At 61.2% G+C, this 23493-nt stretch carries 25 protein-coding genes; 17 read left to right on the top strand and 8 right to left on the bottom strand.

Annotated elements, in window-relative coordinates; genetic code table 11:
• Positions 1-274 precede the first annotated feature (274 nt).
• Positions 275-1519, top strand: coding sequence for a GGDEF domain-containing protein (locus tag H6M51_RS11945; RefSeq protein ID WP_185810077.1), 1245 nt, complete (start codon positions 275-277; stop codon positions 1517-1519).
• 49 nt (positions 1520-1568) lie between these two features.
• Positions 1569-2816 carry a cytochrome P450 gene (locus H6M51_RS11940; protein WP_185810076.1) on the top strand — a complete coding sequence of 416 codons (1248 nt, stop codon included), beginning with the start codon at positions 1569-1571 and terminating at the stop codon, positions 2814-2816.
• On the opposite strand, the gene H6M51_RS11935 is transcribed toward H6M51_RS11940, so the two are convergent.
• A complete protein-coding gene (locus H6M51_RS11935) occupies positions 2806-3804 on the bottom strand; it encodes a YafY family protein (protein ID WP_185810075.1) in 999 nt (332 codons plus the stop codon). The two genes, H6M51_RS11940 and H6M51_RS11935, sit on opposite strands and share 11 nt — an antisense overlap.
• A gap of 119 nt (positions 3805-3923) precedes the next feature.
• Here H6M51_RS11935 and H6M51_RS11930 point away from each other — a divergent pair, with 119 nt between their 5' ends.
• Positions 3924-4583 carry a glutathione S-transferase family protein gene (locus H6M51_RS11930; RefSeq protein ID WP_185810074.1) on the top strand — a complete coding sequence of 220 codons (660 nt, stop codon included), beginning with the start codon at positions 3924-3926 and terminating at the stop codon, positions 4581-4583.
• On the opposite strand, the gene H6M51_RS11925 is transcribed toward H6M51_RS11930, so the two are convergent.
• Together H6M51_RS11925 and H6M51_RS11920 are read right to left on the bottom strand one after the other, a co-directional pair.
• A complete protein-coding gene (locus H6M51_RS11925) occupies positions 4580-4924 on the bottom strand; it encodes a cupin domain-containing protein (RefSeq protein WP_185810073.1) in 345 nt (114 codons plus the stop codon). The two genes, H6M51_RS11930 and H6M51_RS11925, sit on opposite strands and share 4 nt — an antisense overlap.
• Positions 4925-4978: 54 nt before the next feature.
• On the bottom strand, positions 4979-6265 hold the full coding sequence (locus tag H6M51_RS11920; RefSeq protein WP_185810072.1) for an O-acetylhomoserine aminocarboxypropyltransferase: 1287 nt from the start codon (positions 6263-6265) through the stop codon (positions 4979-4981).
• Positions 6266-6432: 167 nt separating this feature from the next.
• On the opposite strand from H6M51_RS11920, the gene H6M51_RS11915 reads away from it, so the two are divergent.
• Complete coding sequence (locus tag H6M51_RS11915) at positions 6433-6864, top strand: DUF6455 family protein (protein WP_185810071.1); 432 nt, start codon at positions 6433-6435, stop codon at positions 6862-6864.
• 4 nt (positions 6865-6868) lie between these two features.
• Here the strand turns inward: H6M51_RS11915 and H6M51_RS11910 are convergent, their stop codons facing one another.
• Positions 6869-7300 (bottom strand): CoA-binding protein, encoded by a 432-nt coding sequence (locus H6M51_RS11910; RefSeq protein ID WP_185810070.1) that lies wholly within the window; start codon positions 7298-7300, stop codon positions 6869-6871.
• A gap of 116 nt (positions 7301-7416) precedes the next feature.
• Here H6M51_RS11910 and H6M51_RS11905 point away from each other — a divergent pair, with 116 nt between their 5' ends.
• Entirely contained in the window at positions 7417-7761 is a 345-nt protein-coding gene (locus tag H6M51_RS11905) for a hypothetical protein (RefSeq protein ID WP_185810069.1), read from the top strand.
• A 13-nt stretch (positions 7762-7774) separates the two neighbouring features.
• Here the strand turns inward: H6M51_RS11905 and H6M51_RS11900 are convergent, their stop codons facing one another.
• Positions 7775-8239, bottom strand: a complete 465-nt coding sequence (locus H6M51_RS11900) for a CoA-binding protein (RefSeq protein WP_185810068.1) — start codon at positions 8237-8239, stop codon at positions 7775-7777.
• Positions 8240-8354: 115 nt separating this feature from the next.
• A complete protein-coding gene (locus tag H6M51_RS11895) occupies positions 8355-8786 on the bottom strand; it encodes a VOC family protein (RefSeq protein WP_185810067.1) in 432 nt (143 codons plus the stop codon).
• 418 nt (positions 8787-9204) lie between these two features.
• Here H6M51_RS11895 and rplM point away from each other — a divergent pair, with 418 nt between their 5' ends.
• The 6 genes from rplM (at position 9205) to H6M51_RS11865 (ending at position 13594) form a co-directional block, all read left to right on the top strand.
• Complete coding sequence (rplM, locus tag H6M51_RS11890; protein WP_185810066.1) at positions 9205-9669, top strand: 50S ribosomal protein L13; 465 nt, start codon at positions 9205-9207, stop codon at positions 9667-9669.
• Between the two features lie 2 nt (positions 9670-9671).
• Positions 9672-10136 (top strand): 30S ribosomal protein S9, encoded by a 465-nt coding sequence (gene rpsI / locus H6M51_RS11885; protein WP_185810065.1) that lies wholly within the window; start codon positions 9672-9674, stop codon positions 10134-10136.
• A gap of 151 nt (positions 10137-10287) precedes the next feature.
• Entirely contained in the window at positions 10288-11241 is a 954-nt protein-coding gene (speB, locus tag H6M51_RS11880) for an agmatinase (RefSeq protein WP_185810064.1), read from the top strand.
• A gap of 68 nt (positions 11242-11309) precedes the next feature.
• Entirely contained in the window at positions 11310-12242 is a 933-nt protein-coding gene (gene argC / locus H6M51_RS11875; RefSeq protein ID WP_185810063.1) for an N-acetyl-gamma-glutamyl-phosphate reductase, read from the top strand.
• A gap of 27 nt (positions 12243-12269) precedes the next feature.
• Positions 12270-12659 (top strand): VOC family protein, encoded by a 390-nt coding sequence (locus H6M51_RS11870; protein ID WP_185810062.1) that lies wholly within the window; start codon positions 12270-12272, stop codon positions 12657-12659.
• Positions 12660-12769: 110 nt separating this feature from the next.
• On the top strand, positions 12770-13594 hold the full coding sequence (locus tag H6M51_RS11865; RefSeq protein ID WP_185810061.1) for a class III extradiol ring-cleavage dioxygenase: 825 nt from the start codon (positions 12770-12772) through the stop codon (positions 13592-13594).
• 1 nt (position 13595) lies between these two features.
• On the opposite strand, the gene H6M51_RS11860 is transcribed toward H6M51_RS11865, so the two are convergent.
• Positions 13596-14699, bottom strand: coding sequence for a COX15/CtaA family protein (locus tag H6M51_RS11860; RefSeq protein WP_185810060.1), 1104 nt, complete (start codon positions 14697-14699; stop codon positions 13596-13598).
• Positions 14700-14814: 115 nt separating this feature from the next.
• Here H6M51_RS11860 and H6M51_RS11855 point away from each other — a divergent pair, with 115 nt between their 5' ends.
• Entirely contained in the window at positions 14815-15042 is a 228-nt protein-coding gene (locus tag H6M51_RS11855; RefSeq protein ID WP_185810059.1) for a DUF2842 domain-containing protein, read from the top strand.
• Positions 15043-15157: 115 nt separating this feature from the next.
• Entirely contained in the window at positions 15158-16420 is a 1263-nt protein-coding gene (locus H6M51_RS11850) for a GNAT family N-acetyltransferase (protein ID WP_185810058.1), read from the top strand.
• Between the two features lie 30 nt (positions 16421-16450).
• On the opposite strand, the gene H6M51_RS11845 is transcribed toward H6M51_RS11850, so the two are convergent.
• Positions 16451-18646 (bottom strand): exopolysaccharide transport family protein, encoded by a 2196-nt coding sequence (locus H6M51_RS11845; RefSeq protein ID WP_185810057.1) that lies wholly within the window; start codon positions 18644-18646, stop codon positions 16451-16453.
• Positions 18647-18830: 184 nt separating this feature from the next.
• Between H6M51_RS11845 and H6M51_RS11840 the strand changes: the two genes are divergently transcribed.
• From H6M51_RS11840 to H6M51_RS11825, 4 genes are all read left to right on the top strand, one after another.
• Complete coding sequence (locus H6M51_RS11840) at positions 18831-19406, top strand: polysaccharide biosynthesis/export family protein (RefSeq protein ID WP_185810056.1); 576 nt, start codon at positions 18831-18833, stop codon at positions 19404-19406.
• Between the two features lie 3 nt (positions 19407-19409).
• Entirely contained in the window at positions 19410-20552 is a 1143-nt protein-coding gene (locus tag H6M51_RS11835) for a glycosyltransferase family 4 protein (RefSeq protein ID WP_185810055.1), read from the top strand.
• Between the two features lie 110 nt (positions 20553-20662).
• The gene (locus tag H6M51_RS11830; protein WP_185810054.1) at positions 20663-22216 is read left to right on the top strand and encodes an undecaprenyl-phosphate glucose phosphotransferase; all 1554 of its coding nucleotides are present in this window, start codon (positions 20663-20665) and stop codon (positions 22214-22216) included.
• Positions 22210-23445 carry an O-antigen ligase family protein gene (locus tag H6M51_RS11825; RefSeq protein WP_407073578.1) on the top strand — a complete coding sequence of 412 codons (1236 nt, stop codon included), beginning with the start codon at positions 22210-22212 and terminating at the stop codon, positions 23443-23445. The genes H6M51_RS11830 and H6M51_RS11825 overlap by 7 nt, the downstream gene beginning before the upstream one ends.
• Positions 23446-23493: the final 48 nt, after the last annotated feature.

The raw sequence follows: 23493 nt of genomic DNA, 5'->3' as shown, positions 1-23493 counted from the left end.
CCCAGACATTCAAGACACGAGGACGGGATATCCTTAATGGTCGGAACACGCGGTAAGTCGTGTCAACCCGGGAAAATCGGGCATTTCCTGAGGAGAGCCGTCGTGCGACACCACTCCGCACACAAGATGACGCTAACTTGGTGAAATTTCGGTAATCGGTTTTCGCTGCGGCCGGGTCCATGGCGGTTTATGGCCTCGACATTCTAGGGACTGGTTAACCAGTCTCCGCCATGGTTCGGGCGATATACTTTTGATTGTTTCAGGAACTCCGATCGTGATCGACGTGAAGACCGCGTTTCTGCTCTGGGTCATCCAGGCCGGAACGCTGGCGATTTTGCTATTTGCCATATGGCTTCATGCCCGCGACCAGCGCCATTTCCTCTGGTTCGGCCTCGGCTTTTTGCTTCAAGCCGTGGGGCTTGGCATGGTCGGCCTGAGGGACCAGATCCCTGCCGTCATCTCCATTCATGTCGGCAATACGCTGTCGCTTCTCGGTTTCGTATGCTGGGGGCAAGCGCTTTGCGCCTTCGACGGACGCAGAGTTCCCGCCTATGTGGCTCTGCCCGCCGCCATCTGGGTTGGAGGTAATGCCGTGCCCATGCTCACCGCAGAGCTCGGCTACCGAATGGCAATCTACAATACTGCGGCAGCGGCCGGGCTGGTGGCGCTGGCGGCGATCACGCTCACCGGGACCTTCTCCACGCGGCGATACCGGCGCATGCTTGGAACAGTCTGGTTCCTGCAGGCTGGCGCCTGCCTCGTCTTCGCCTATATGGCAACGCGTATCATGCCGCGGAGCTTCACCGAGATGACCCTTGCCGTCGCCGTCAGCATCGTTGGTCTCATTGCCTTCGTCACTGCTATGACGCTGATTGCCAAGATGATGATGGACCGCTCGGAGGAAAGGCTCCAGGCGTTGGTACGCGCCGATCCGCTGACAGGGGCGCTCAACCGGCGCGGTTTTTCAGACGCGTTTGAGCAACTCGTCGGTACTGCGCCCTCGTCCGCGATCGCCATGATCATCTTCGACCTCGACCACTTCAAGCAGGTCAACGATCGGCATGGGCATCAGGTCGGCGATCGGGTGCTCCTCGAATTCTCGGCAACCTGCAAGGCGCATCTGCCCCAGCGGGCCGCCTTTGGTCGAACCGGTGGCGAAGAATTCGCGGCGGTGCTTGCCGTCAATGAACCAAAGGATGCGGCTCTCTTTGCGGAAACGGTCCGCATGGCCTTTGCCGAGCGCGAAATCGATGCGGAGACCCAGCGCATCCATGCCACGACCAGCGTCGGGATTGCCGTGGCGCCACTGGCAACGGCCAATCTTGAGACGATGATGGCGCAGGCCGACGCCGCTCTATACGCCGCCAAGGCAGAAGGTCGGAACCGCACGTCGGTGAAAACCGGCGCACATGTCGTGACCGTTCCTCCTGCCCACAGCGACAGCCTCGACGCCCAGGCTGATCGGCAGGTGGCTGTCCTGAAGCGGATCGCAGCGGTCGGGAACAAACTCCACGACTGATGTGGCCCTCTCCCCTTGCGGAACGGCGTCGAGGGGATAAACAGAGGGCATGACACACGCAATGACCTATCTCTCCATCGACCCCACCACCCGTCGCGTCTCTCTGGATGCGCGCGATCCGGCTTTCTTCAGCGATCCGAACCGCGCCTATGCGGCCCTGCATGCGAGCTGTCCGACCTTCTTCTGGGAAGAGCAGAAGCAGTGGTTCTTTACCGGCTACGATCATGTGAACGCGCTGTTGCGTGACCGGCGCTTCGGCCGGCAGATCCTGCATGTCGCGACGCGCGAGGAGCTCGGCCTGCCCGAGCCTGCCGCCCATACGCGCCATTTCGACAAGGCCGAGGAGCATTCGCTGCTCGAGATCGAGCCGCCGGAACACACGCGGCTTCGCACGCTCGTCAACCGCGCCTTCGTTTCCCGCCATGTCGAGAAGATGACAGGCGAGATCGAAGAACTCGCTAACCGGCTGATCGACGGCTTCGAGAAGGACGGCAAGACCGAGCTGCTGTCCACGTTTGCCGACATCATTCCGGTGACGATGATTGCCCGGATGATCGGCATCCCCGAGGAGATGGGACCGCAGCTTCTCAAATGGAGCCACGACTATGTCGGCATGTACATGTTCAAGCGGACCCGCGCCGACGAGGAGGCGGCAGACCGCTCGGCAAAGGAGTTTGCCGATTACGTGCGCACGGTGATCGCGGAGCGTCGCGCCGAGCCACGCGACGATCTCCTGAGCCACATGATCCATACCGAGCACAAGGGCCAGTTCCTTACCGAGGACGAGCTGATCTCGACGACGATCGTGCTGCTCAATGCCGGGCATGAGGCCACCGTGCACCAGATCGGCAATTCGGTGCGGGTCATCCTCGACAGCGGCATCGATCCGGCAACCCTGTTTACCGACGAGAAAACGACCGAGCGCACCGTCGAGGAGACACTCAGGATCTGCGCGCCGGTGCATATCTTCCAGCGCTGGTGCCTGGAGCCCTGCGAGATCGACGGTGTGTCTTTCGAGCGTGGCGACAAGGTGAGCCTCATCCTCGCCGCGGCCAATCTCGATCCGCAGAAGTTTCCGGAGCCTCTGACCTTCAAGCCGGGTCGCGACGAAGGGGCCAATCTCTCCTTCGGTGCCGGCATCCATTTCTGCATCGGCGCGCCTCTCGCAAGGCTCGAGCTCAACATCGTGCTGCCGCTGCTCTTCAAGCGGTTGCCGGGCCTGAAGATCGCGCAGGCTCCTCAAGTGAAGGATGTCTATCATTTCCACGGGCTGGAGCGGTTCGACCTTACCTGGTAAGGTCGGGCCGGCTGAGGCCGGGCGTTTCGCCGTAGCGCCCCATCAGGGTTTCGATCGTCCGCCGCATGGCGTGCCGCAGTTCCGGCGGCTCGAGAACCTCGACCTCGGTTCCAAGCTTCAGCATCTCGGACACGGCCATGCGCTCATGGGCCACGGGCAGCCGCACGGTCCGCTTGCCCTGCTCGTCGGTTTCGCCGATGAATTCGAGATGGGCGCGGACGTAGGGCGGTGCCATATGCTCGATCTCTTTGAGCCCCCAGGCTGAGAGACGGATCACGGCCCAGTTCGGGTAAAGCTCGAGCTCCAGGCGGCGGGTGTTTTCGGTCCAGTAGTCTGCGAGATCGAAGTCTTTCGGCCAGTCGAAGCGCTCTTCGGTCACGATCAGGTCGAGCACGCGGGAAATGCGGTAGGTTCGCGGCGTGGCTTCGACCCGCGCGACGAGATACCATGCGCCGCCTTTCATCACGATGCCGAGCGGTTCGGCCACGCGGTTCTTTTCCGCCTTCCAGGAGCGGTAGCGCATGCGGATGCGCTTGGAGTTCCACACGGCATCGGCAATAGCCTGCAGATAGACGGGCTGTTCACCCTCGGCGAGCCAGGCCGGCGCATCGAGGTGGAATTTCTGCTGCATGCGCCGCGCGCTTTCACGCAGGTCTTCCGGCAGGGCAGCCGTCAGCTTCTTCTGGGCGCCGGCCATCAGCGACCCCAGGCCGAGATCGGCAGCGGCACCAGGAATACCGGATAGAAACATCGCCTCCGCCTCGGCTGGCGTGAGGCCGTTCAGGCGCACGCGATAGCCGTCCAGCAGCCGGTAGCCGCCGTCCGAGCCGCGCTCGCTGTAGACGGGGATGCCCGAAAGCGTGAGCGCATCGATGTCGCGATAGATGGTGCGCACCGAAACGTCGTTCTCGTCGGCCAGTGCCTCGGCCGTCACCAGCCCCTTTGCCTGGAGCGTCGTCAGGATGTTGATGAGCCGGCTCGCCCGCATCGGAAAATCTCCCTATCGGGCATCATACTAAACCAACCTGACACACTCTGACAGGTATGGTGGCGTAATCTCCCTTCGTCGCCAAACGGCACATCCAATTTCCAAATGGGAGACTTCCAATGAGCAAAGACCATCAAATCACCCTCTTCTACTCGCCCCAGACCCGCGCCACCGGTGCGCGCGTGCTGCTGGAAGAGCTCAAGGTGCCTTATGATCTCCATGTGCTGAACATGAAGACGGGCGAGCAGCGCCAGCATGCCTACCTGGCGATCAATCCGCTCGGCAAGGTGCCGGCGGTGCGTGTCGATGGCACGTTCGTCACCGAACAGGGCGCAATTTACCTCTATCTCGCGGATCTTTTCCCGGAAGCAGGACTTGCCCCGGCGCTGACTGATCCCGATCGCGGCGCCTATGTCCGCTGGCTGTTCATCTATGGAAGCTGCTTCGAACCGGCGGTGGTGGACCGTTACATGAAGCGCGAGCCGGGATCGATGAACGAGACGCCCTATGCCAGCTATGAGTCGCTGATCGACCTCCTGGATGAGACCTTGAAGAAGGGACCGTATCTGCTGGGCGAACGTTTCACGGCGGCCGATCTGCTCTGGGGAATCGCGCTGCGCTGGACGACGATGTTCGGTCTGGTCGAGGCACGCCCAGCATTCCAGGCTTACATGGAGCGGATCGGCGGCCGTGCCAGCATTGCGAAGGTCTCAGCAGAAGACGCGGCCATGGTCGCGGAGCATGAAGCTATCGCGGCCCGAATGAAGGCCACGAGCTAGAGCCTGATGACATAGTCCTTGCGAGTCGTTTCAAGCACTTCCCAGGTTCCATTGAAGCCGGGTCTGAGGATCAGGCGGTCGCCGGCTCTCAAATGGATCGGCTCTCCACCGTCCTCGGTGACAACCGAGTGCCCTTCGAGAATGTGGAAATATTCCCATTCGTCGTAGACGATCCGCCACTTGCCCGGCGTCGACTGCCAGATCCCGGCATAGACGCCGCCTTCGGCTTCCTCGATGTTCCAGGTGGTGAAGCGCGGATCACCCGAGATCAGGCGATCAGGGGCTGGAGCACCCTCTTCCGGCGTGGCGGTCGCGGGATCAAACGGCAAGACAAGGCTCATGATGCTCTCCGAATTGCGGGGCGGCGCTGTCCGTACAGCGCCGCCTTTGGATGGTCAGGCAGAGGCCAGAGCCTGTTCGAGATCGGCGATGATGTCCTCGGCATCCTCGATACCGATCGAGAGGCGCACGACGTCAGGTCCAGCACCGGCGGCGATCTGCTGGGCTTCGGTGAGCTGCGCATGGGTGGTCGAGGCCGGATGGATGATCAGCGAGCGCGTGTCGCCGATGTTCGCCAGGTGCGAGAAGAGCTTCAGCCCGCCAACCAGCGCCTTGCCGGCTTCCAGCCCACCCTTGATGCCGAAGGTGAAGACAGAACCGGCGCCCTTCGGGGAATAACGCTTCTGGAGCGCATTGTTCGGATCGTCGGGAAGGCCTGCATAATTGACCCAGGCGACCTTCGGATGACTCTTCAGCCAGGTCGCGACCTTCATGGCGTTGTCGCAGTGGCGCTGCATGCGCAGAGGCAGCGTCTCGATGCCTGTCAGCAGGAGGAAGGCATTCATCGGCGCGATCGCCGGCCCGAGGTCGCGCAGGCCAAGCACGCGGCAGGCGATGGCGAAGGCGAAATTGCCGAAGGTCTGGTGCAGGACGACGCCATTATACTCCGGGCGCGGCTCCGACAGCATGGGATACTTGCCCGCTTTGACCGACCAGTCGAAGGTGCCGCCATCGACGATGATGCCGCCCATGGAATTGCCGTGGCCGCCGAGGAACTTTGTGGCCGAATGCACGATGATGTCGGCGCCATGCTCCAGCGGGCGGATGAGGTAGGGGCTAGCCATGGTGTTGTCGACGATCAGCGGCAGACCGTGGCGGTGGGCGACGTCGGCAATCGCGGCGATATCCACGAAGGTGCCGCCAGGGTTCGCCAGGCTTTCGATGTAGACGGCCTTGGTCTTCTCATCGATCTGGGCTGCGAAGCTCTCCGGATAGGCGGGATCGGCCCAGCGCACCTGCCAGCCGAAATTCTTGAAGGCATGGCCGAACTGGTTGATCGAGCCGCCATAGAGCTTCTTCGCCGCGACGAAGTTGTCGCCCGGCTGCATCAGGGTGTGGAAGATGAGGAGCTGGGCGGCATGGCCCGAGGCGACCGCGAGCGCTGCCGTACCGCCTTCAAGGGCTGCGACCCGCTCTTCCAGAACGCCCTGGGTGGGGTTCATGATGCGGGTGTAGATATTGCCGAACTCCTTCAGCGCAAAGAGATTTGCGGCATGATCGCTGTCGTTGAAGACGTAGGCCGTGGTCTGGTAGATCGGCGTGATGCGTGCGCCTGTCGTGGGGTCCGGCTGGGCACCCGCATGGATGGCAAGCGTTGCGAAACCCGGGTTTTTCTCCGACATTGTGGTCCTCCCTTGATGACTTCGGGCCGGATCATAGTCACTCGTCCACCGATGTCAGCCAGGATTATTCCAAAGTGAGCCCTGTCGGCAGGAAAATTCTGCTTGATCGAAGTCAATGCGCAATGGCGCGCCCCTGTCATTCTCCTTCACAGTCAAAGGAGAGCCCCATGACACTGACGATCGCCGATCCGGTCCGCCACACCGTGCAGCAAATCCTCTCCTGGTTCGCCCAGGGCTTTGAACACGCCTCCGAAAGCGACATGCTCGCCGGCCTATCCGATGCCGAGGTCGAGGCACTGGCCGAGGATTGCGGCCTCAGCAGCCATCAGCTCTTGGCTCTTGTGAAGGCCTGGCCGCATGCCGCCGATGAGATGCCGGCGATGATGCGGGCCCTGAACATCGATCCGGCGGAGGTCGAGTATCGCATGCGCCACGTCTTCCGTGACATGCAGGTCACCTGCGCCCAGTGTTCGTCGAAAGACACCTGCCGCAACCATCTGCAGCAGGGCAAGGCCGAGCGGACCTTTGTCGAATATTGCGGCAATGCCGATACGCTGAACGCCCTAAGAGCCAACCCCGATCTGCTGATCGAGGCCTGACGCGTCAGAGACCGAGCCTTGGGATTTCGATTGCCGGGCAGCGATCCATGACCACTCGGATGCCGGCGGCTTCCGCTGGCTTCACGGCCTCGTCGTCGCGCACGGAGAGCTGACCCCAGATGACCTTCGGGCGGTTCTGCAGGGCGAGCGATTCGGCCACCACTTCCCCGAGATACTCAGGCGCCCGGAAGACATCGACCATGTCGATTGCTTGGGGGATGTCGGCCATGGTCGCATAGACGGTCTGACCGAGGATCTCCTTGCCGGCCTGCCCCGGATTGACCGGATATACCGTATAGCCCTTTGAAAGAAGAAAGCGCATGACGCCGAAGCTCGGCCGATCGGGCTTGGGCGAGGCGCCGAGAAGCGCGATGGTTCGAACATTAACGAGGATGTCCCTGAGCTCGTCCGCGCTGTAGTGATCGTGATCGGCCATCTCCCTCTCCTTTTCTGTGCTGAGATGAGACTTAGATGGTGTGGGCGTCTTCGACAACAAGGCGGAACCGCACTGCCCGGATACACGTTGACCAAGCCATCTGAAGGAGGACCGACATGCGCACGACACAGCTTGCCATCGCGACCGTCGCATCGATTTTGCTGGCCCAGCCGGCGCTTGCGATCTCGCGCTACAACTCCACCGCCCTCACATGCGATCAGGTGCGCGAGCGCGTCCTCAACGAGGGCGCCGTCATTCTGCGTTATCCCTCGACACGGGTGAAGGGCATGACGCTTTACGATCGGTACGTCACCCGGACTGCCATGTGCGATCCGCACGAATATGCCGAGCGTGCTTATGTGCCCACGCGCGACGCGGCTCGCTGTCCGGTTCTGAACTGCCAGGATTTCGATCCCGAGTCGCGCTCCTTCGGCTTCGGCAAGCCGATCGTGCGGTTCTGAGAAACCTTATCCGTCAGGCGGCATGTCCCCGCTGCGCCGTCGCATGCAGGCGCTCGTAGACCAGGGGATATTCCGATACCAGCGCGCGGTTCATGACGACCTTTATCCCGGCAGCTTCCGCTCTGGCCGCTGCCGCATCGTCTCTTACGCCCAGCTGACACCAGATGGCCGAAGGGAGAGGCCGCATCTCCAGGACCTCCTCGACGATCGCTCCCAGATGCTCTGAACGACGGAAGACATCGACAAGGTGTATGGGCTCCTCGATCTCGGCCAATGTACCATAGACCCTCTGCCCGAGGATCAACTCACCGCGATGCTGGGGATTGACCGGGAAGACATGATATCCCTTGCCGAGAAGGAAGCCCGATATCCAGTGGCTTGGACGCTTGTCGTCCGGGGATGCACCCAGCACGGCCACGTTCTTGGCCGCGACAAGAATATCGGCAAGATAGCTGTTGAGGTAGGTGTCGTGGTTCATGGACGTTCCTCCCGGCCCGCCAGGGCCCGTGGTCTACCCATCCATCTTGTCCCACATGAAAGTCTAGGCGAAGCCGCTTAACAGGTGCCAAGCGAAATCGCTAGAATTCGAAGGATCACACAGGCAGGACCACATGGCCATGCTCATCCTGCGGGAAGAACGGGTTATAGGCGATTTCCCAGAGATGACCATCCGGATCGGCGACGTAGCCGGAATAGCCGCCCCAAAAGACTTTCTGCGGTTGCTTCACCAGGCGGGCACCGCAGGACACGGCGAATTTCACCACGGCATCCACGCCGATCTCGCTTGTGACGTTGTAGGCGAGCGTCACGCCGGAAAAGCCGGGAGGCGTGTCTTCGATATGGGCGTCCTCGGCGAGGCTCTTCCGAGAGAAGAGACCAAGCACGGTCCCCTTCAGCTGTATGAAGGTGACATTGTCATTGGAGGCCGAAGATTTGCTCCATCCGAGCCTGGCGTAAAAATCGGTGCTTCGCGCGACGTCTGCGACGCCGAGAGTGATGAGCGAAATGCGGCGTTCGAGCGTCATGGCGATCTCCGTTGGGCATTCGCCGATACGTTCGGTTTATGTTTTCATTATGTTCATGCCAATATTAGCAAAATCTGAGGTTGCGATGGATTCTATGGCACACCCATTCCATTTCCACTGGCGGTTGGAACAAATCTTTCCGTTAGCGCTCACATATCTCTGCCAATGCCCGAGAATGCAGCGGAAAGTGCGGTAAAATAATACCACACTGCCAACCCATTGAATTCGTGTGGTTATTCGACACACATGCCGGCCGGCGCCTTCTTGACCTCGATTGGTGGTGCGATTATACCCCTGCACAGAACGCGGCCCTTCGGACCGCTTTCTTTTTGCGTCGATTGCGGCGCGAACCAAGCAACAAGAAACGCCTGCAGTTGCCGTTTCACGGGATTGCGGGACCATACGGAAAGAGACCTCAATGTCTACCTTCGTTCAGAAGCCTGCAGAGGTGGAGAAGAAGTGGATCCTCATCGACGCCGAAGGGCTCGTTGTCGGCCGCCTCGCCACCATCATCGCCACGCACCTGCGCGGCAAGCACAAGGCCACCTATACCCCCCATGTTGACGACGGCGACAATGTCATCGTCATCAACGCCGAAAAGGTCGTCTTCACCGGCAAGAAGTATGCCGACAAGAAGTACTACTGGCACACCGGTTATCCGGGCGGCATCAAGGAGCGTACGGCTCGCCAGATCATCGAAGGCCGCTTCCCGGAGCGCGTCATCGAGAAGGCCGTCGAGCGCATGATCCCGCGCGGTCCGCTTGGCCGTCGCCAGATGAAGAACCTGCGCGTTTACGCCGGCGTAAACCACCCGCATGAAGCCCAGCAGCCCGTCGCTCTCGACGTTGCCAAGCTGAACGCCAAGAACACAAGGAGCGCCTAAGTATGGCCGATCTTTCTTCCCTGAAGGACCTTGCCCCGGCACAGGACGCAGCTCCGGCTCACGTCCGCAAGGTCGACTCGCTGGGTCGCTCCTACGCCACCGGCAAGCGCAAGAACGCAGTCGCCCGCGTGTGGGTCAAGCCGGGCACCGGCAAGATCACCGTGAACGGCCGCGAGTTCCGCACCTACTTCGCACGCCCGGTTCTGCAGATGATCCTGCAGCAGCCGATCGTCGCAGCTGCTCGTGACGGCCAGTTCGACATCATCGCCACCGTTCACGGCGGCGGTCTCTCCGGCCAGGCCGGCGCTGTCCGTCATGGTCTCTCGAAGGCCCTCACCTACTTCGAACCGGGCCTGCGCTCGGTCCTGAAGAAGGGTGGCTTCCTGACCCGCGACAGCCGCGTTGTCGAGCGTAAGAAGTACGGCAAGGCCAAGGCCCGTCGTTCGTTCCAGTTCTCCAAGCGTTAATCGCTGGACAACCGGACACGGAAATCAGGCGGGGCTTCGGCTCCGCCTTTTTTTGTTTCGATGACCGGATGACGGCCCCTCCCCCGCCTTCGTGCTTGACCATGGGCACGAGCTGTATAATTTGATCAAATTTCCCACCGAGAGAGACCTCATGGCCAGCAAGACGATCGACAACGCGTTCACCGCCAAAGCCCTTAAGGGCGCTGCGACCGACCCGACCTATGCGGGCGTGCTGTCCTTCATGCGGCGCATGTATTCCAAGGATCTCACCGATGTCGACGCGGTCGTGCTCGGCATTCCCTTTGACGCGGCTGTCTCCAACCGCCCTGGCGCGCGCTTTGGACCGCAGGCGATCCGCCGCGCCTCGGCGATCTTCGACAACGACCCGCAATACCCCTTCTCGCGAGATCTGTTCGAGCAGATGGCGGTCACCGACTACGGCGACGTGCTGCTCGACTTCGGCAACCACCAAAAGACCCCTTCCCTGATCGAAGAGAAGGCAGCCGAGATCATCGCTTCGGGCGCCTATCTGCTCGGGCTCGGCGGTGACCATTTCGTCACATGGCCACTTCTGAAAGCCCATGCGGCGAAGCACGGGCCGCTGGCGATGGTGCATTTCGATGCGCATCAGGACACCTGGGACGACGACGGTCAGAGGATCGATCATGGCTCCTTCGTCTGCCGCGCGGTGCGCGAAGGCGTCATCGATCCGACGAAATCGATCCAGATCGGTATCCGGACCCATGCGCCCGAGGATTTTGGCATCAAGATCCTGCATGGTTGGGAGGTCGAGGACATGAGCTCCCAAGCGATTGCGGATGCGATCCTCTCGCATGTCGGATCGGCACCGACCTATCTCACCTTCGATATCGACTGCCTGGATCCGGCTTTCGCACCGGGCACCGGCACGCCGGTCGCAGGCGGGCCTTCGTCCGCGAAGATCCTCTCGGTCCTTCGCAAGCTCGGCCCTCTCGACATCCGCGGCTCTGACATCGTCGAAGTGGCACCTGCCTATGACCACGCCGACATCACCGCAATTGCCGGTGCGACGGTTGCCATGTATATGCTGGGCCTGCGCGCCGAAAAGCTTGCGACGCGCGCCTGACATACTGATTCAACATACTCACAAAATGAGTCCGCTCTCTCCTCCAAATCTCTGACGGGACTAGACAAATGGCAGCGAAGATCTTCATCGACGGCGAACATGGCACAACGGGTCTGCAGATCCGCACGCGCCTGGCCGACCGCCGTGATCTTGAGCTTTTGTCCATCCCGGAAGCCGAGCGGCGGAACGAGAAGATGCGGGAGGACATGCTGAACAGCGCCGACATCGCCATCCTTTGCCTGCCTGACGACGCGTCGAAGCAGGCCCATGAGATGACGGCGGCCAACAACAATGTCCGCCTTCTGGACGCCTCGACGGCGTTCCGTGTCCATCCGGACTGGGCCTATGGCTTTGCCGAAATGGACAAGGCGCAGAAGGCGAAAATTCAGACAGCGCGCTACGTCTCCAATCCAGGCTGCTATCCGACCGGTGCGATCGGCCTCATCCGGCCGCTGCGCGCCGCCGGCATCCTGCCGGACGGCTATCCAGTGTCGGTCAATGCTGTTTCCGGCTATACCGGCGGCGGCAAGCAGATGATTGCGCAGATGGAAGACACTGATCATCCCGAGCATCTGGCTGCAAACAACTTCCTCTACGGCCTGACGCTGAAGCACAAGCATGTGCCGGAAATGCAGACCCATGGCCTGCTTGACCGCGCGCCGCTCTTTGCCCCCTCCGTCGGTCGCTTCCCGCAGGGCATGATCGTGCAGGTGCCGCTCTTCCTCGATGATCTCGCTTCGGGCACCACTTTCGAGAGCATTCACGCGGCACTCGTCGCCCATTATGCGGGTCAGGACATCGTCAGCGTCGTCCCGCTCGCTGAAAGCGCGAAGCTGCCGCGCATTGATGCCGAGGAGCTGGCGGGTAAGGACACCATGAAGCTCTTCGTCTTAGGCGCGCCTGGTGGCGCGCACGTCAATCTGGTGGCCTTGCTCGACAATCTCGGCAAGGGCGCGTCTGGGGCGGCCGTGCAGAACATGGATCTGATGCTCTCGGCCTAAAACCGGCGTCCTAAAAGGTAGGTAGTCATGCTGGATCATATTGGGTTGTCGGTTGCGGACTACACGAAAGCCAAGTCGTTCTACGATGCCGTCATGCCGACCATCGGCGCATCCTGCGTGATGGCGGTCACGGCGGAAGAGACCGGCGGCACCTATGAGGGCGCAGGCTATGGGCTCAACGGCAAGCCGTCGTTTTGGATAGGGACAGGCGGGCGCACTAAAGGTTCGCTGCATATTGCCTTCATGGCCGAGAGCCGTGCCGCCGTCGACGCCTTCTATGCAGCAGCGATTGCCGCTGGCGGGACCGACAACGGTCCGCCCGGGATCCGTGCGCACTACCATCCCAACTACTATGGCGCCTTCGTGTTTGATCTCGATGGACACAACATCGAGGCGGTGTGCCACAAGCCGGAATAGAGTCGCTGGCCATGGATGATCGTTCATTTTTTGAACGAAATGTCGCTCTTCCGAGTGGTTATGGAGGACGATCAGGGATGGTAGTCTCTCCCTGAAAGTGAGGCACTCCGATGAGCGAACGTTTCCCCGTCTACTTCATTCCCCATGGCGGTGGCCCCTGGCCATTCATGGAATTTCCGCGTGATGCCGAAGGCCGGGCACCCTGGGACGATCTGGGCACCTTCCTGCGCGGCCTTGACTCCGAGATCGGGCGACGACCGAAGGCCGTGCTTGTCGTCTCCGGCCATTGGGAGAAGGAACCGGTGCCGACGGTGAGCACGTGTGCGAGGCCTGGCATGCTCTTCGACTATTACAATTTCCCACCGCATACTTACGAGCTCTCCTACCCTGCCCCCGGGTCGCCGGATCTCGCAGCCCGGGCCCGGATGCTGCTTTCCGAGGCCGGGATCGAAAGTGCGGAAGATGGCAGCCGCGGCTTCGACCATGGCGTGTTCATCCCTTTCATGCTGGTCTATCCGGAAGCGGATGTGCCGATCACCATGATCTCACTGAAGAACACGCTTGATGTCGACAGCCATGTGGCGATCGGCAAGGCGCTCGCGCCGCTGCGCGACGAAGACGTGCTGATTGTCGCTTCGGGAATGAGCTATCACAACATGCGGATGTTCCGGCAGGCCGAACCGAACCATGTGCAACAGGCGATCCGCTTTGACGACTGGCTGACGCAGGCGGTTGCGTCAACGGATAGCGAAGCGCGCGCGAATGCTCTCGCAACCTGGGACCAGAACCCGGATGCGCTGGCCTGCCATGTTCCCGACCACGATCACCTCGTCCCGCTATTCGTCGCCTCGGGTGCGGCCGGCAGCGATGGGGGGCGACAAGTGTTCCGGGGCGAGTTCCTCGGAAAGCCCTATTCTGCCTATCGCTTCGGATAGCTCAGTCGCGGACCTCGACGAGAACCGGCTTCTGGCGCTCGCCGTAGAAGGCGCGAAGATGCGCAACCGCGAAGGCGAGCACCACGAGCGCCATGCCCTGGTGCGTCACGCCCGCATGCAGCGGCACCTGGGTGACGAGCGTGACGATGCCAATGACCGCCTGGATGCTGATGAGGACGAAGAGCACCACGCTGCGGCGGGCATGGGTGGTTTGCGGGGCGGCCCGCAGGCTCTGGATCATGTGCAGAAGTGCTGCTGCCCAGAGGACATAGGCGCCGATGCGGTGGATGTATTGAACGGTCTTCGGGTTTTCGAAGAGGTTGATCCAGGCTGGTGCCTGAACGAATAGGCCCTGCGGGATCCAGGCACCGTCCATCAGCGGCCAGGTGTTGTAGCTGAAGCCGGCATCGAGGCCAGCTACGAGCGCGCCGAGATAGATCTGCACGAAGGTCATAACAAGCAGTACCGCTGCAAACAGACGGCTTTTTGACGTGGGTGCGGCGTCATTGGTATGCGGGAAGAGGCTGCGGAAGATCCAGACACAGCTTGCAAATATGAAACAGGCCATCATCAGGTGCACGGCCAGGCGATACTGGCTGACATCGACGCGCTCGCTCAGGCCCGACGAGACCATCCACCAGCCGATGAAGCCCTGCAGACCGCCGAGGGCAAGAAGCCCGACGAGCGGCGCACGCAGGCTGGGCTCGACCTTGCCGCGGATCCAGAAATAGGCGAGCGGGAGAGCGAAGATCAGGCCGATCATGCGGGCGAGCAGGCGGTGCGCCCATTCCCACCAGAAGATGAACTTGAACTCGTCGAGGCTCATGCCCTTGTTGATCTGCTGGTATTCCGGGATCTGACGATAGAGTTCAAGCTCCTGCTCCCACTCCTCGGTCGTCAGCGGCGGAATCACGCCATGGATCGGCTTCCACTGGGTGATCGACAGGCCGGAATCGGTGAGACGCGTTGCGCCCCCCACCAGCACGAGACAGAAGAGCGCAAAGATCACCACACCCAGCCAGATGCGGATCGCCTTGCGATCGGCGTCCACGCGGGCAATATCCTTGCGCACCTGCAACTCGGTTCCGGTCAACACAGCTGTCATTCGTCAATCCTCTTTTCGCCCGTTGATTTGCATCAGTCGGGCGTGCAAAACAAGCCCGCCGGTTTGCGGCAAGCGGTCGCGTCGCAGCGGACCGCCAGGTCGAGTAGGAAGAGGCATGACGAGGCGCCCGAAACTAAGATCCTTCATCGGAACGATCCTGATCATCCTGATCGTGTCGATCTATGCCCTGCTCGCGACCACGATCGCCACGGCCACGCTGGCTACGGCGCCCTGGTGGGCGCATCTTCTCTACTTCCTGCTGACAGGCCTGTTGTGGGTCGTTCCGGCAATGCTCGTCATCAAGTGGATGGCCGGCCCTTTCAAGAAGAAGGACACGGATTAACCCGGCCTTTACCCTGGCGTTGCGTCGTGGCCATCCGAGCCTCTACCGATAACCGTTTGTTGGCAGTGTCGGCCTAAGTTCCGGCTGGTCTTAAAAACACGACGGGATAGGGTACATGCGGGCCCATATGCGCCATGATGCAATGGCTTTCGCCGAAGAGCTGCGTGATGACGGCAATGCTGTCGAGCGGAATGAAGCAACCCTCGACACCTCAGCCGGACGTCTCTCCCTGACCGTGCACCATCGCATGGCACCGCTCGAACGGATCTGGCGGCAGCTTGAGGCCGATCCCTGGAACTCCTTGCACCAAAGCTACGACTGGTGCCGAGCCTGGGTTGAAACCCACGGTCACCCGCTGGCCATCGTCGAAGCACGCCTCAACGACACTGTCGCCTTTCTGCTGCCGCTCGAAATTGAACGACACTACTTTGTCCGCAGTGCCCAGTTCATCGGCTCTGCCTTCACCAATTTCAACAGCGGTCTCTTCAGTGCCGCATTCCGATCCGCTGCACCACAGATCGCCGGACGGGAGCTGGAGGCGCTCCTAATCGGGGTGCTGCGCAACCATGCCGACCTGCTCAGCCTGACAAACATGCCGCTGGATTGGCGCGGGGAAAGGCACCCGCTCGCGGATCTGCCGCACGTCCTCAACCAGAATGCTTCGTTCCAGCTGCCTCTCGCCCCGACGATGGAAGACACCATCGCACAGCTCAATGCCAAGAGCCGTCGTAAAAAGTACCGTGCGCAACTTCGCAAGCTGGAGGCGGTCGGCGGCTTTGATCATGTCCGGCCGAAACAGCCTGGCGATCAGAAAGCCCTACTCGAACTGTTCTTCCAGCAGAAGGCGCAGCGCTTTGCGACGGTCGGGCTACCGAATGTGTTTCAACCGGCCGAGACACAGGCTTTCTTTCACATGCTGCTCGAGCGGAACCAGGGAACAACCGATGTGCCGCTCGAATTGCATGCAATCCGACTGAAGGGCGAGCACGACGGGAAGATTGCGGCGATCACCGGTCTGTCCCGCAAGGGGGACCATGTCATCTGCCAGTTTGGTTCCATCGACGACAGCCTGATGGCCGAAGCCAGTCCGGGTGAGCTTCTGTTCTGGCTCGTCATCGAGCAAAGCGCGCTGGATGGTGCAGCCCTGTTCGACTTCGGCATCGGCGATCAGGATTACAAGCGGCGCTGGTGTACGATCAAGACAGTCCATCACGATGTCCTGGTGCCGCTCCGACCAGCCGGCCACCTTGCGGCCATGACCCATCGCAGCCTGACGCGGACCAAGTCCTTCATCAAGGGCAACCCGCATCTCTATGCGCTGATTCAGCGGCTGCGCGCGCAGGGCACCATCCCGTCGTCGGGCAAAGCCGACGACTGAGCTTCGGCAAAGCTGCTCACGGTCGAGATCTCATGCAGCGTTGCGCTTGGCGCGGGCTGGCGGTGTCTTGACCGACAGCAGAACGAGGTCCTTGTAGCCGACGTCCTCGAATGCCACCATGATCTCCGCCAGTTCGGCCGCCTGAGGCTCCGGCGCCGAGAGGATGATCTCGTGACGACCGTTGCGGCTCAACCGGGCGACGCCCTGGGCATTGGCGGGACCACATTCGACTAGCACGATGTCATAGACGTCAGCCAGCGCGTCCACGATCATTGCCAGCCGGTCTGCTCCACGCATGGCCTGCCGGATGTCGGCATTGCCTTGTGGAATGATGTCGGCCGTGGACGAGCGGTCCGGATGAATGCAATCGGCGAACGCGGCTTCCCCGGTCAACAGGTCTGTGATGCCGGCAAGGTCGCGCCAGGATGCCATCAGTCGTGTGGGGCATCCAGAGCCCGTCATATCGACGAGAGCCACACGGCTGCCGCGATCTGCGAGTTCGCGCGCAAGTGCCACGGTGCCGAGCGAACCATCGTCTCCCGAGGGAGAAATCGCGAAGGCAATGCGCGTGTTCTGTTCGGCCAGGTAATCCGCGACCGAGGTTATCGAGAACTCATCATCGTCCTCGGTGGCATGGGTTACCGGGAGTTCGGCCGTCACCGCCTCCTGCATCTCCTCGACCAGTTCGTCATCCGGCTCGATGTTCAGCAGGCTCGCCGGCACATCTGCTGGCGCACGTGTCTTTCGTTGTGGTCCCAGCTCTTCCACGCTTTCAAGAACAGGCTCCTCCTCGCGGCGGGTCGGCACCGATGCGCCCACTGCCGGGGAGCGAAGGGCCCTGCCGCTGAACAGTTCAGCCAGCATCACGGCGACTGCCGCAAGAATCATCGTCGAAAGGGTCGCCACGATGGTAATCGGTACCACCTTCGGGAAATTTGGCTCCTGTGGCTCGATTGCCGTCGAAATCACGCGCGCATCTGCGGGGCTCGCATTCTTGTCGAGACGCGATGATGCTTCGCGATAGCGGGCAAGATAGGTTTCCAAGAGCTGCCGCTGGGCGGTCGCTTCGCGCTCGAGCGACTTCAGACCGACCTCATCTTCACCGGCTCTGGCGGTGTCCGCCTTCAAGGAGTTGAGCTGCGCCAGCAGCTGCGTTTCGCGCTCCCGGGCAACGGCTGCTTCATTATCGAGGCTCGCGGCGACCCGCAGCGATTCCGACTGAACCTGTTCGCGAATGCCGACGAGCTGTGCGCGCAATGCCTTCATCTGCGGATGGCCGTCGAGCAGCCGTGTCGACAGATCGGAGATCTGCGCACGCAGCTGTGATTCCGTCGCCTTCAGTCGCTGTATCGATTCCGAGCGCGCGATGGCGTCCAGGGTCTCGGTCGACTTCCCGGCCTTGATGCTTTCGCGCAGGTTTGCCGCCGTCGCTTCGGCACTCGCGCGTTCGCTGCGGACCCGCGCGAGTTCTGTCGAGATATCGGACAGCTGCTTGCTGCTGAAGGAGCTCTGATCTGCGCCAAGAGACATCAGGCCCGCCGAAGAGCGGTACTCGGCGACCTTCTGCTCGGCTTCGCGCACCTTCTCGCGCAGGTTGGCAATCTCGGTCTCCAACCAGCGGACGGCATCGGAATTGCTGTCGAGCTTGGCGCCGCTCTGCAGCGCGCGGTAAACGTCCATCATCGTGTTCGGGACTTGAGCCGCGAGTTTGGGATCCTCCGATGTAAACTCGATCCCGATCACGCGAGACTTGTCGACCTGATAGACGGCGAGCTTTTCCTTGAAGGCCTTGATGACCCGCTCTTCCGGCGGAAGCTCCAGCGGATTGCTCTTCAGTCCGAAGAGCACGAGGAAGTCGGTCACGACAGACGGGCTGGAGTCCGGATCGAATTCGGTGCGCTCGTGCAGCTTGAGGTCGCGGGCCACCTGCTTGATCAGATCGACGGACTGCAAGAGCTGGACCTGGCTTGCGATATTCAGTTCGTCGGGCATTGGCTCGACGGTGGCGGATGCGGTTCCCGAAGCCGAGAAGTTCGGCTCACGCGGCTCGATCAGCAGTTTGGCATCACCCTTGTAGGTCGGCGAAATGGCGTTCGCGCCGACAAAGGCCAGCACGCCAACGAGAGCGGTGGCCGCGAGAATGCGCCCCCTCCTCTCCCATACGGCACGGAAGAGCTGGGCGAGGTCGATATCGACATCATGTTGATCGCGGTCCACACTCGGCATCATACACTCCCGGAACATCTTTCTCGGGAAGGTAAAGGATCATGGTAACTCAAGGGTTAACCCCGATCCGACCGTTTTCGGCTCCACCCCCGGGACAAAGCACAGGTCCACGTTTACGCGACGTTAACCCTAACCATTCGATAACAGGCCATCGAATACGGGTTCAGTGGGAGCGCCGCAGCGCATGGCGACGAACAACAACAAGGCGATGCTTCTGGTCGCGGGCGTGGCTCTGGCGCTCGGCCTGTCGGGCTGCGCCAGCTACCGCCCTGCCCCCAAGGTTTTCCATGAAGCGACGATCCAGCCCTATCGCCTTGATAGCGGCGACCGTCTGCGCGTCACGGTTTTCGAGCAGCCCAGCCTCACCAATACCTATACCGTCGATCAGGCCGGCTATATCGCCTTCCCTTTGGTTGGTCAGGTTGCGGCGCGCGGTGCCACGCTCCCCCAGCTCGAAGGGGCCATCGCCCAGAAGCTGAAACAGGGATATCTGCGTGATCCCGATGTCTCGATCGAGGTCGATCGCTACCGCTCGATTTTCGTGATGGGCCAGGTCGGCCAACCAGGGCAGTATGCCTATGTGCCCGGCATGACGATCATCAATGCCATCGCCGTGTCGGGCGGCTTCAACAGCCGCGCAAACCAGCGCGATGTCGATGTAACCCGCAAGATCAACGGACAGATCATCACCGGTCGCGTGCCGATCACGGACCCCATCCTTGCGGGGGATACCGTCTATGTACGCGAGCGGCTGTTCTGATCGATGGCTGACGCCCAGTCCCTCCGCATCGTGCACTGCTTTCGCTCGCCCATCGGCGGTATATTCCGCCATGTCCGTGACCTTGCGGAACTGCACAGCGCGGCTGGACACCAGGTCGGCATCCTCTGTGACAGCTCAACGGGCGGCGCGCATGAAGACCGCCTTTTCGAGCAGATCATGCCCTTCCTGTCGCTTGGGATCACGCGCTTCCCGATCGGGCGCGCCGTCGGCCTCGGCGATGTGAAGGCACTGGTCGAAAGCTACAAATTAATCAAGGAATTGAAGCCGAATGTTCTACACGGTCATGGCGCCAAAGGCGGCGTGATCGCTCGTCTGATCGGCTCACTTCTGCGGGTTCGAGGGTATCGCGTCGCCCGCCTCTATTCTCCGCATGGCGGCAGCCTGCATTTCAGGCGTGGCACGCTGTCAGGCCAGTCCGTGTTCATGGCGGAACGGCTGCTGGAGCGAATGACGGAGTCGATTTCCTTCGTCTGCGACTTCGAGCGCCAGACCTATGAAGCCAAGATCGGTACACCTCATTGCAACGCGGTCCGCGTCTACAATGGCATCAGCGAGCGAGACTTCGGCCGGATCCCGGTGGCTGGCGACGGTGTGGACTTTGCCTATATCGGCATGCTCCGTGACCTCAAGGGGCCGGATGTCTTCATCAATGCCTTTGCGGAAACCGAGAGGCTGGTCGGACGGCCACTCAGCGGGCTGATCATCGGAGACGGTCCGGATTTGGCAAGATATCGCCAGATGGTCGACCAAAAGGGGCTTGTGCGCCGCATCGGGTTTCAGGCCGCGATGCCGATTGCTCAAGCCTTCGCATTGTCCAACATCGTCATCATCCCCTCCCGCGCCGAGGCGATGCCCTACATCGTGCTGGAAGCACTCGCTGCGGAGAAGACCATCATTGCATCCCGCGTCGGCGGCATCCCGGAAATTCTCGGTACGGACAGCGAGGCTCTGGTCGATCCCGGGCGGGCCGATCTCTTCGCTGCGACCATGGCGAAAGCGCTGACCGATCCGGAATGGGCGAAGCGAACCATGCCCACTCCCGATGCCTTCCGCGCGCGTTTCTCCGCCTCCGTGATGGCTCGCGACATCGAAGCCCTCTATCGCTCGCAACTCGCACGCATTTGATCACCACCCGTGCCGAAACCGAACGCATGCCCGCCATTTCTGAGGGGTTCCTAAAGCAAATCTTAGGACCTTGCCCGTAGTCTCTACGCACACATGTGCGAGTAAGAGTCATGAACAAGGTCGACAAACCTGCGGCATTCGATCTTGACGCTTTGCGTCGTGGTCAGACGACCGGCGATCAATTCAGTTCCATAGACGGTGAACGCAAAGCCGAGATCAGCGCGCTCGCCCGCCAGATCGCCGCCCAATATGCCGTCGCGAACTACTCGCCTTCGATCGTGATCGGCCAGCTGCGCTTCCTGGAATTCTTCAGCCTCTTCGCTATTGCGCTGGCATCGAACTTTGTCATTGCGTCCGATCCGGGGGCACATTTTCTCGATACCAGCATCAGCGGTTTCATCGGCTGCCTGATCGCCCTGCTCTTCATGCAGGGCAGCGATTGCTACCACGTATCCATTCTGCGCTCGCCCATGGGCTCGATGGCCCGCGTGCTGGGGAGCTGGATGACTGCCATAGGCCTCGTGGCCCTCGCCAATTTCCTGTTCGTCGACCACGATCCGAACTATCGTGGCGTGCTGGCCGCCTGGTTCTTCTTCGGCGCGCTCTATCTCCTCATCGAGCGCAATCTGATCGGGTTCGGCATTCGCCGATGGGGACGCAACGGCGTCATGGAGCGCCGCGCCGTCATTGTCGGTGGAGGCAAGCCCGCCAAGGAGCTTATCCGGGCGTTGGAGCAGCAGCCCGAAAACGACATCCGCATCTGCGGGATTTTCGACGACAGAGGTGCCGCCCGGTCGCCTGACGTCGTTGCAGGCTATCCGAAGCTCGGAACGGTCGCGGAGCTCGTCGAATTCGCACGGCTTGCGCATATCGACATGCTGATCATTTCCCTGCCGCTCAGTGCCGAAGCGCGCATCATGCAGCTTCTCAAGATGCTGTGGGTGCTGCCGGTCGACATTCGTCTGGCGGCCCATTCCAACAATCTGCGCTTTCGGCCCCGCGCCTACTCGCATGTCGGCGCCGTGCCGCTGCTCGACATTCTCGACAAGCCGATCCGAGACTGGGATTCGGTTGCCAAGCGCAGCTTCGACATCGTTTTCAGTCTGCTTTCACTCCTCGTCCTCTGGCCGGTCTTCATCGCCACCGCCGTCGCTGTCAAGGCGACCTCCAAGGGACCGATCCTCTTCGTGCAGAAGCGGCACGGCTTCAACAACGAGGTGATCAAGGTCCTGAAGTTTCGATCGATGTATACGGAGATGAGCGATCCAACCGCGAAGCAGGCTGTGACGAAGAACGACCCGCGCGTCACGCCCGTCGGTCGCTTCATCCGCAAGACATCGATCGACGAGCTGCCGCAAATCTTCAATGTGCTGCGCGGCGATCTTTCGCTTGTGGGCCCCCGCCCGCACGCTATCCTGGGCCAGACCCGCGACAAGACGTTTTGCGAAATCGTCGAAGGATATTTCGCCAGACACCGGGTCAAGCCAGGGGTTACCGGCTGGGCGCAGATCAACGGGTGGCGCGGGGAGATAGACACGGACGACAAGATCAAATTCCGCACGGCCTATGACCTCTACTATATCGAAAACTGGTCTCTCTGGTTCGATCTGAAGATACTTTTCCTGACGCCGTTCAGGCTGTTCAACACCGAGAACGCATATTGAGCGCCGTCGCCACCCAAACAACCGCCTTCAATCCGCAGGCGGCCGCCGTTCAGCTGATGGTCTCCTGGATCATGGCCTTCGGCGTCTTCCTGTCCGGCTTCGTCATTTCGGAACCCGCACCCTATGAACTGCTCATGGTCGGTCAGGTCGCGCTCTGGTTCCTCTTCGGCCTCAAGATCTCGCGCATCGTCGCGCCATTGCTCGCCCTGTTGCTGGTGTTCAATGTCGGCGGACTGCTCGCACTGACCATGCTGCGGACCATTCTGACGGAGCAGGTCCTCTACGTTGCCGTCTCCATCTTTCTGGCGCTGACAGCCGTGTTCTATGCCGCTGTCATCGAAGACCGACCCCAGAGGTTGAAGCTGATCTTCCAGGCCTGGGTCGCCGCAGCGATCATCACGGGCATGCTCGGCATTCTCGGCTACTTCCACGCCTTTCCGGGAGCGGAGGTCTTCACGCGCTATGATCGCGCCATGGGCGCCTTCCAGGATCCGAATGTTTTCGGCCCGTTTCTGGTCGCACCGACACTCTATCTCATGTATGGCATGCTCAAGGGCCGTCTGCTGGAATCGCCCCTGCGTATCGTCGGCATCCTGATCCTGTCGCTTGCCGTCTTCCTCTCTTTCTCGCGTGCCGCCTGGGGGCTCTTTCTTTTCTGCACCGTCGCCCTCGTCTTCGTCATGTTGCTGAAGGAACGAACCAATGCCTTCCGGCTGAAGATTCTTGTGCTTTCGCTGGCGGCCGTGATTGCGATGGTAACGGCGCTCTCGGTGGCCCTTCAATTCGAGAAGGTTCGTGCGCTGTTCGAGACGCGAACCCAGCTCGTGCAGGAATACGACGGTGGCCATCTTGGTCGCTTCGACCGCCACCGTCTGGGCTTCGAGTTGGCGATGGAGAAGCCGCTGGGCATTGGCCCGATGATGTTCGGCAAGCTCTTCCCCGAGGACGAGCACAATATCTGGCTGAAATCACTCATGGCTTATGGCTGGATCGGCTTTGTCTCTTATGTCGCGTTGATGCTCTGCACCTTGGCCATGGGCTTCCGCTACCTGCTCCGCGACCGGCCGTGGCAACCCTATCTGATGGTGGCATGGATCGTCCTGGTGGGTCACGTCCTGATCGGCAATGTCATCGACACGGATCACTGGCGGCACTTCTACCTCCTGCTCGGCATCGTCTGGGGCTGCGGCGCTGCGGAATGGCGATATCAACGGGCACGGCGCCTTTGACCGAGGGCATCCTCCCTTAAGGTTCCAAGCATTGAAATTCGGCCGGCA

It is taken from the genome of Rhizobium sp. AQ_MP (genome assembly GCF_014237835.1).
Taxonomy (GTDB): domain Bacteria; phylum Pseudomonadota; class Alphaproteobacteria; order Rhizobiales; family Rhizobiaceae; genus Allorhizobium.
This window is presented reverse-complemented; position numbering and strand designations above follow the sequence as displayed.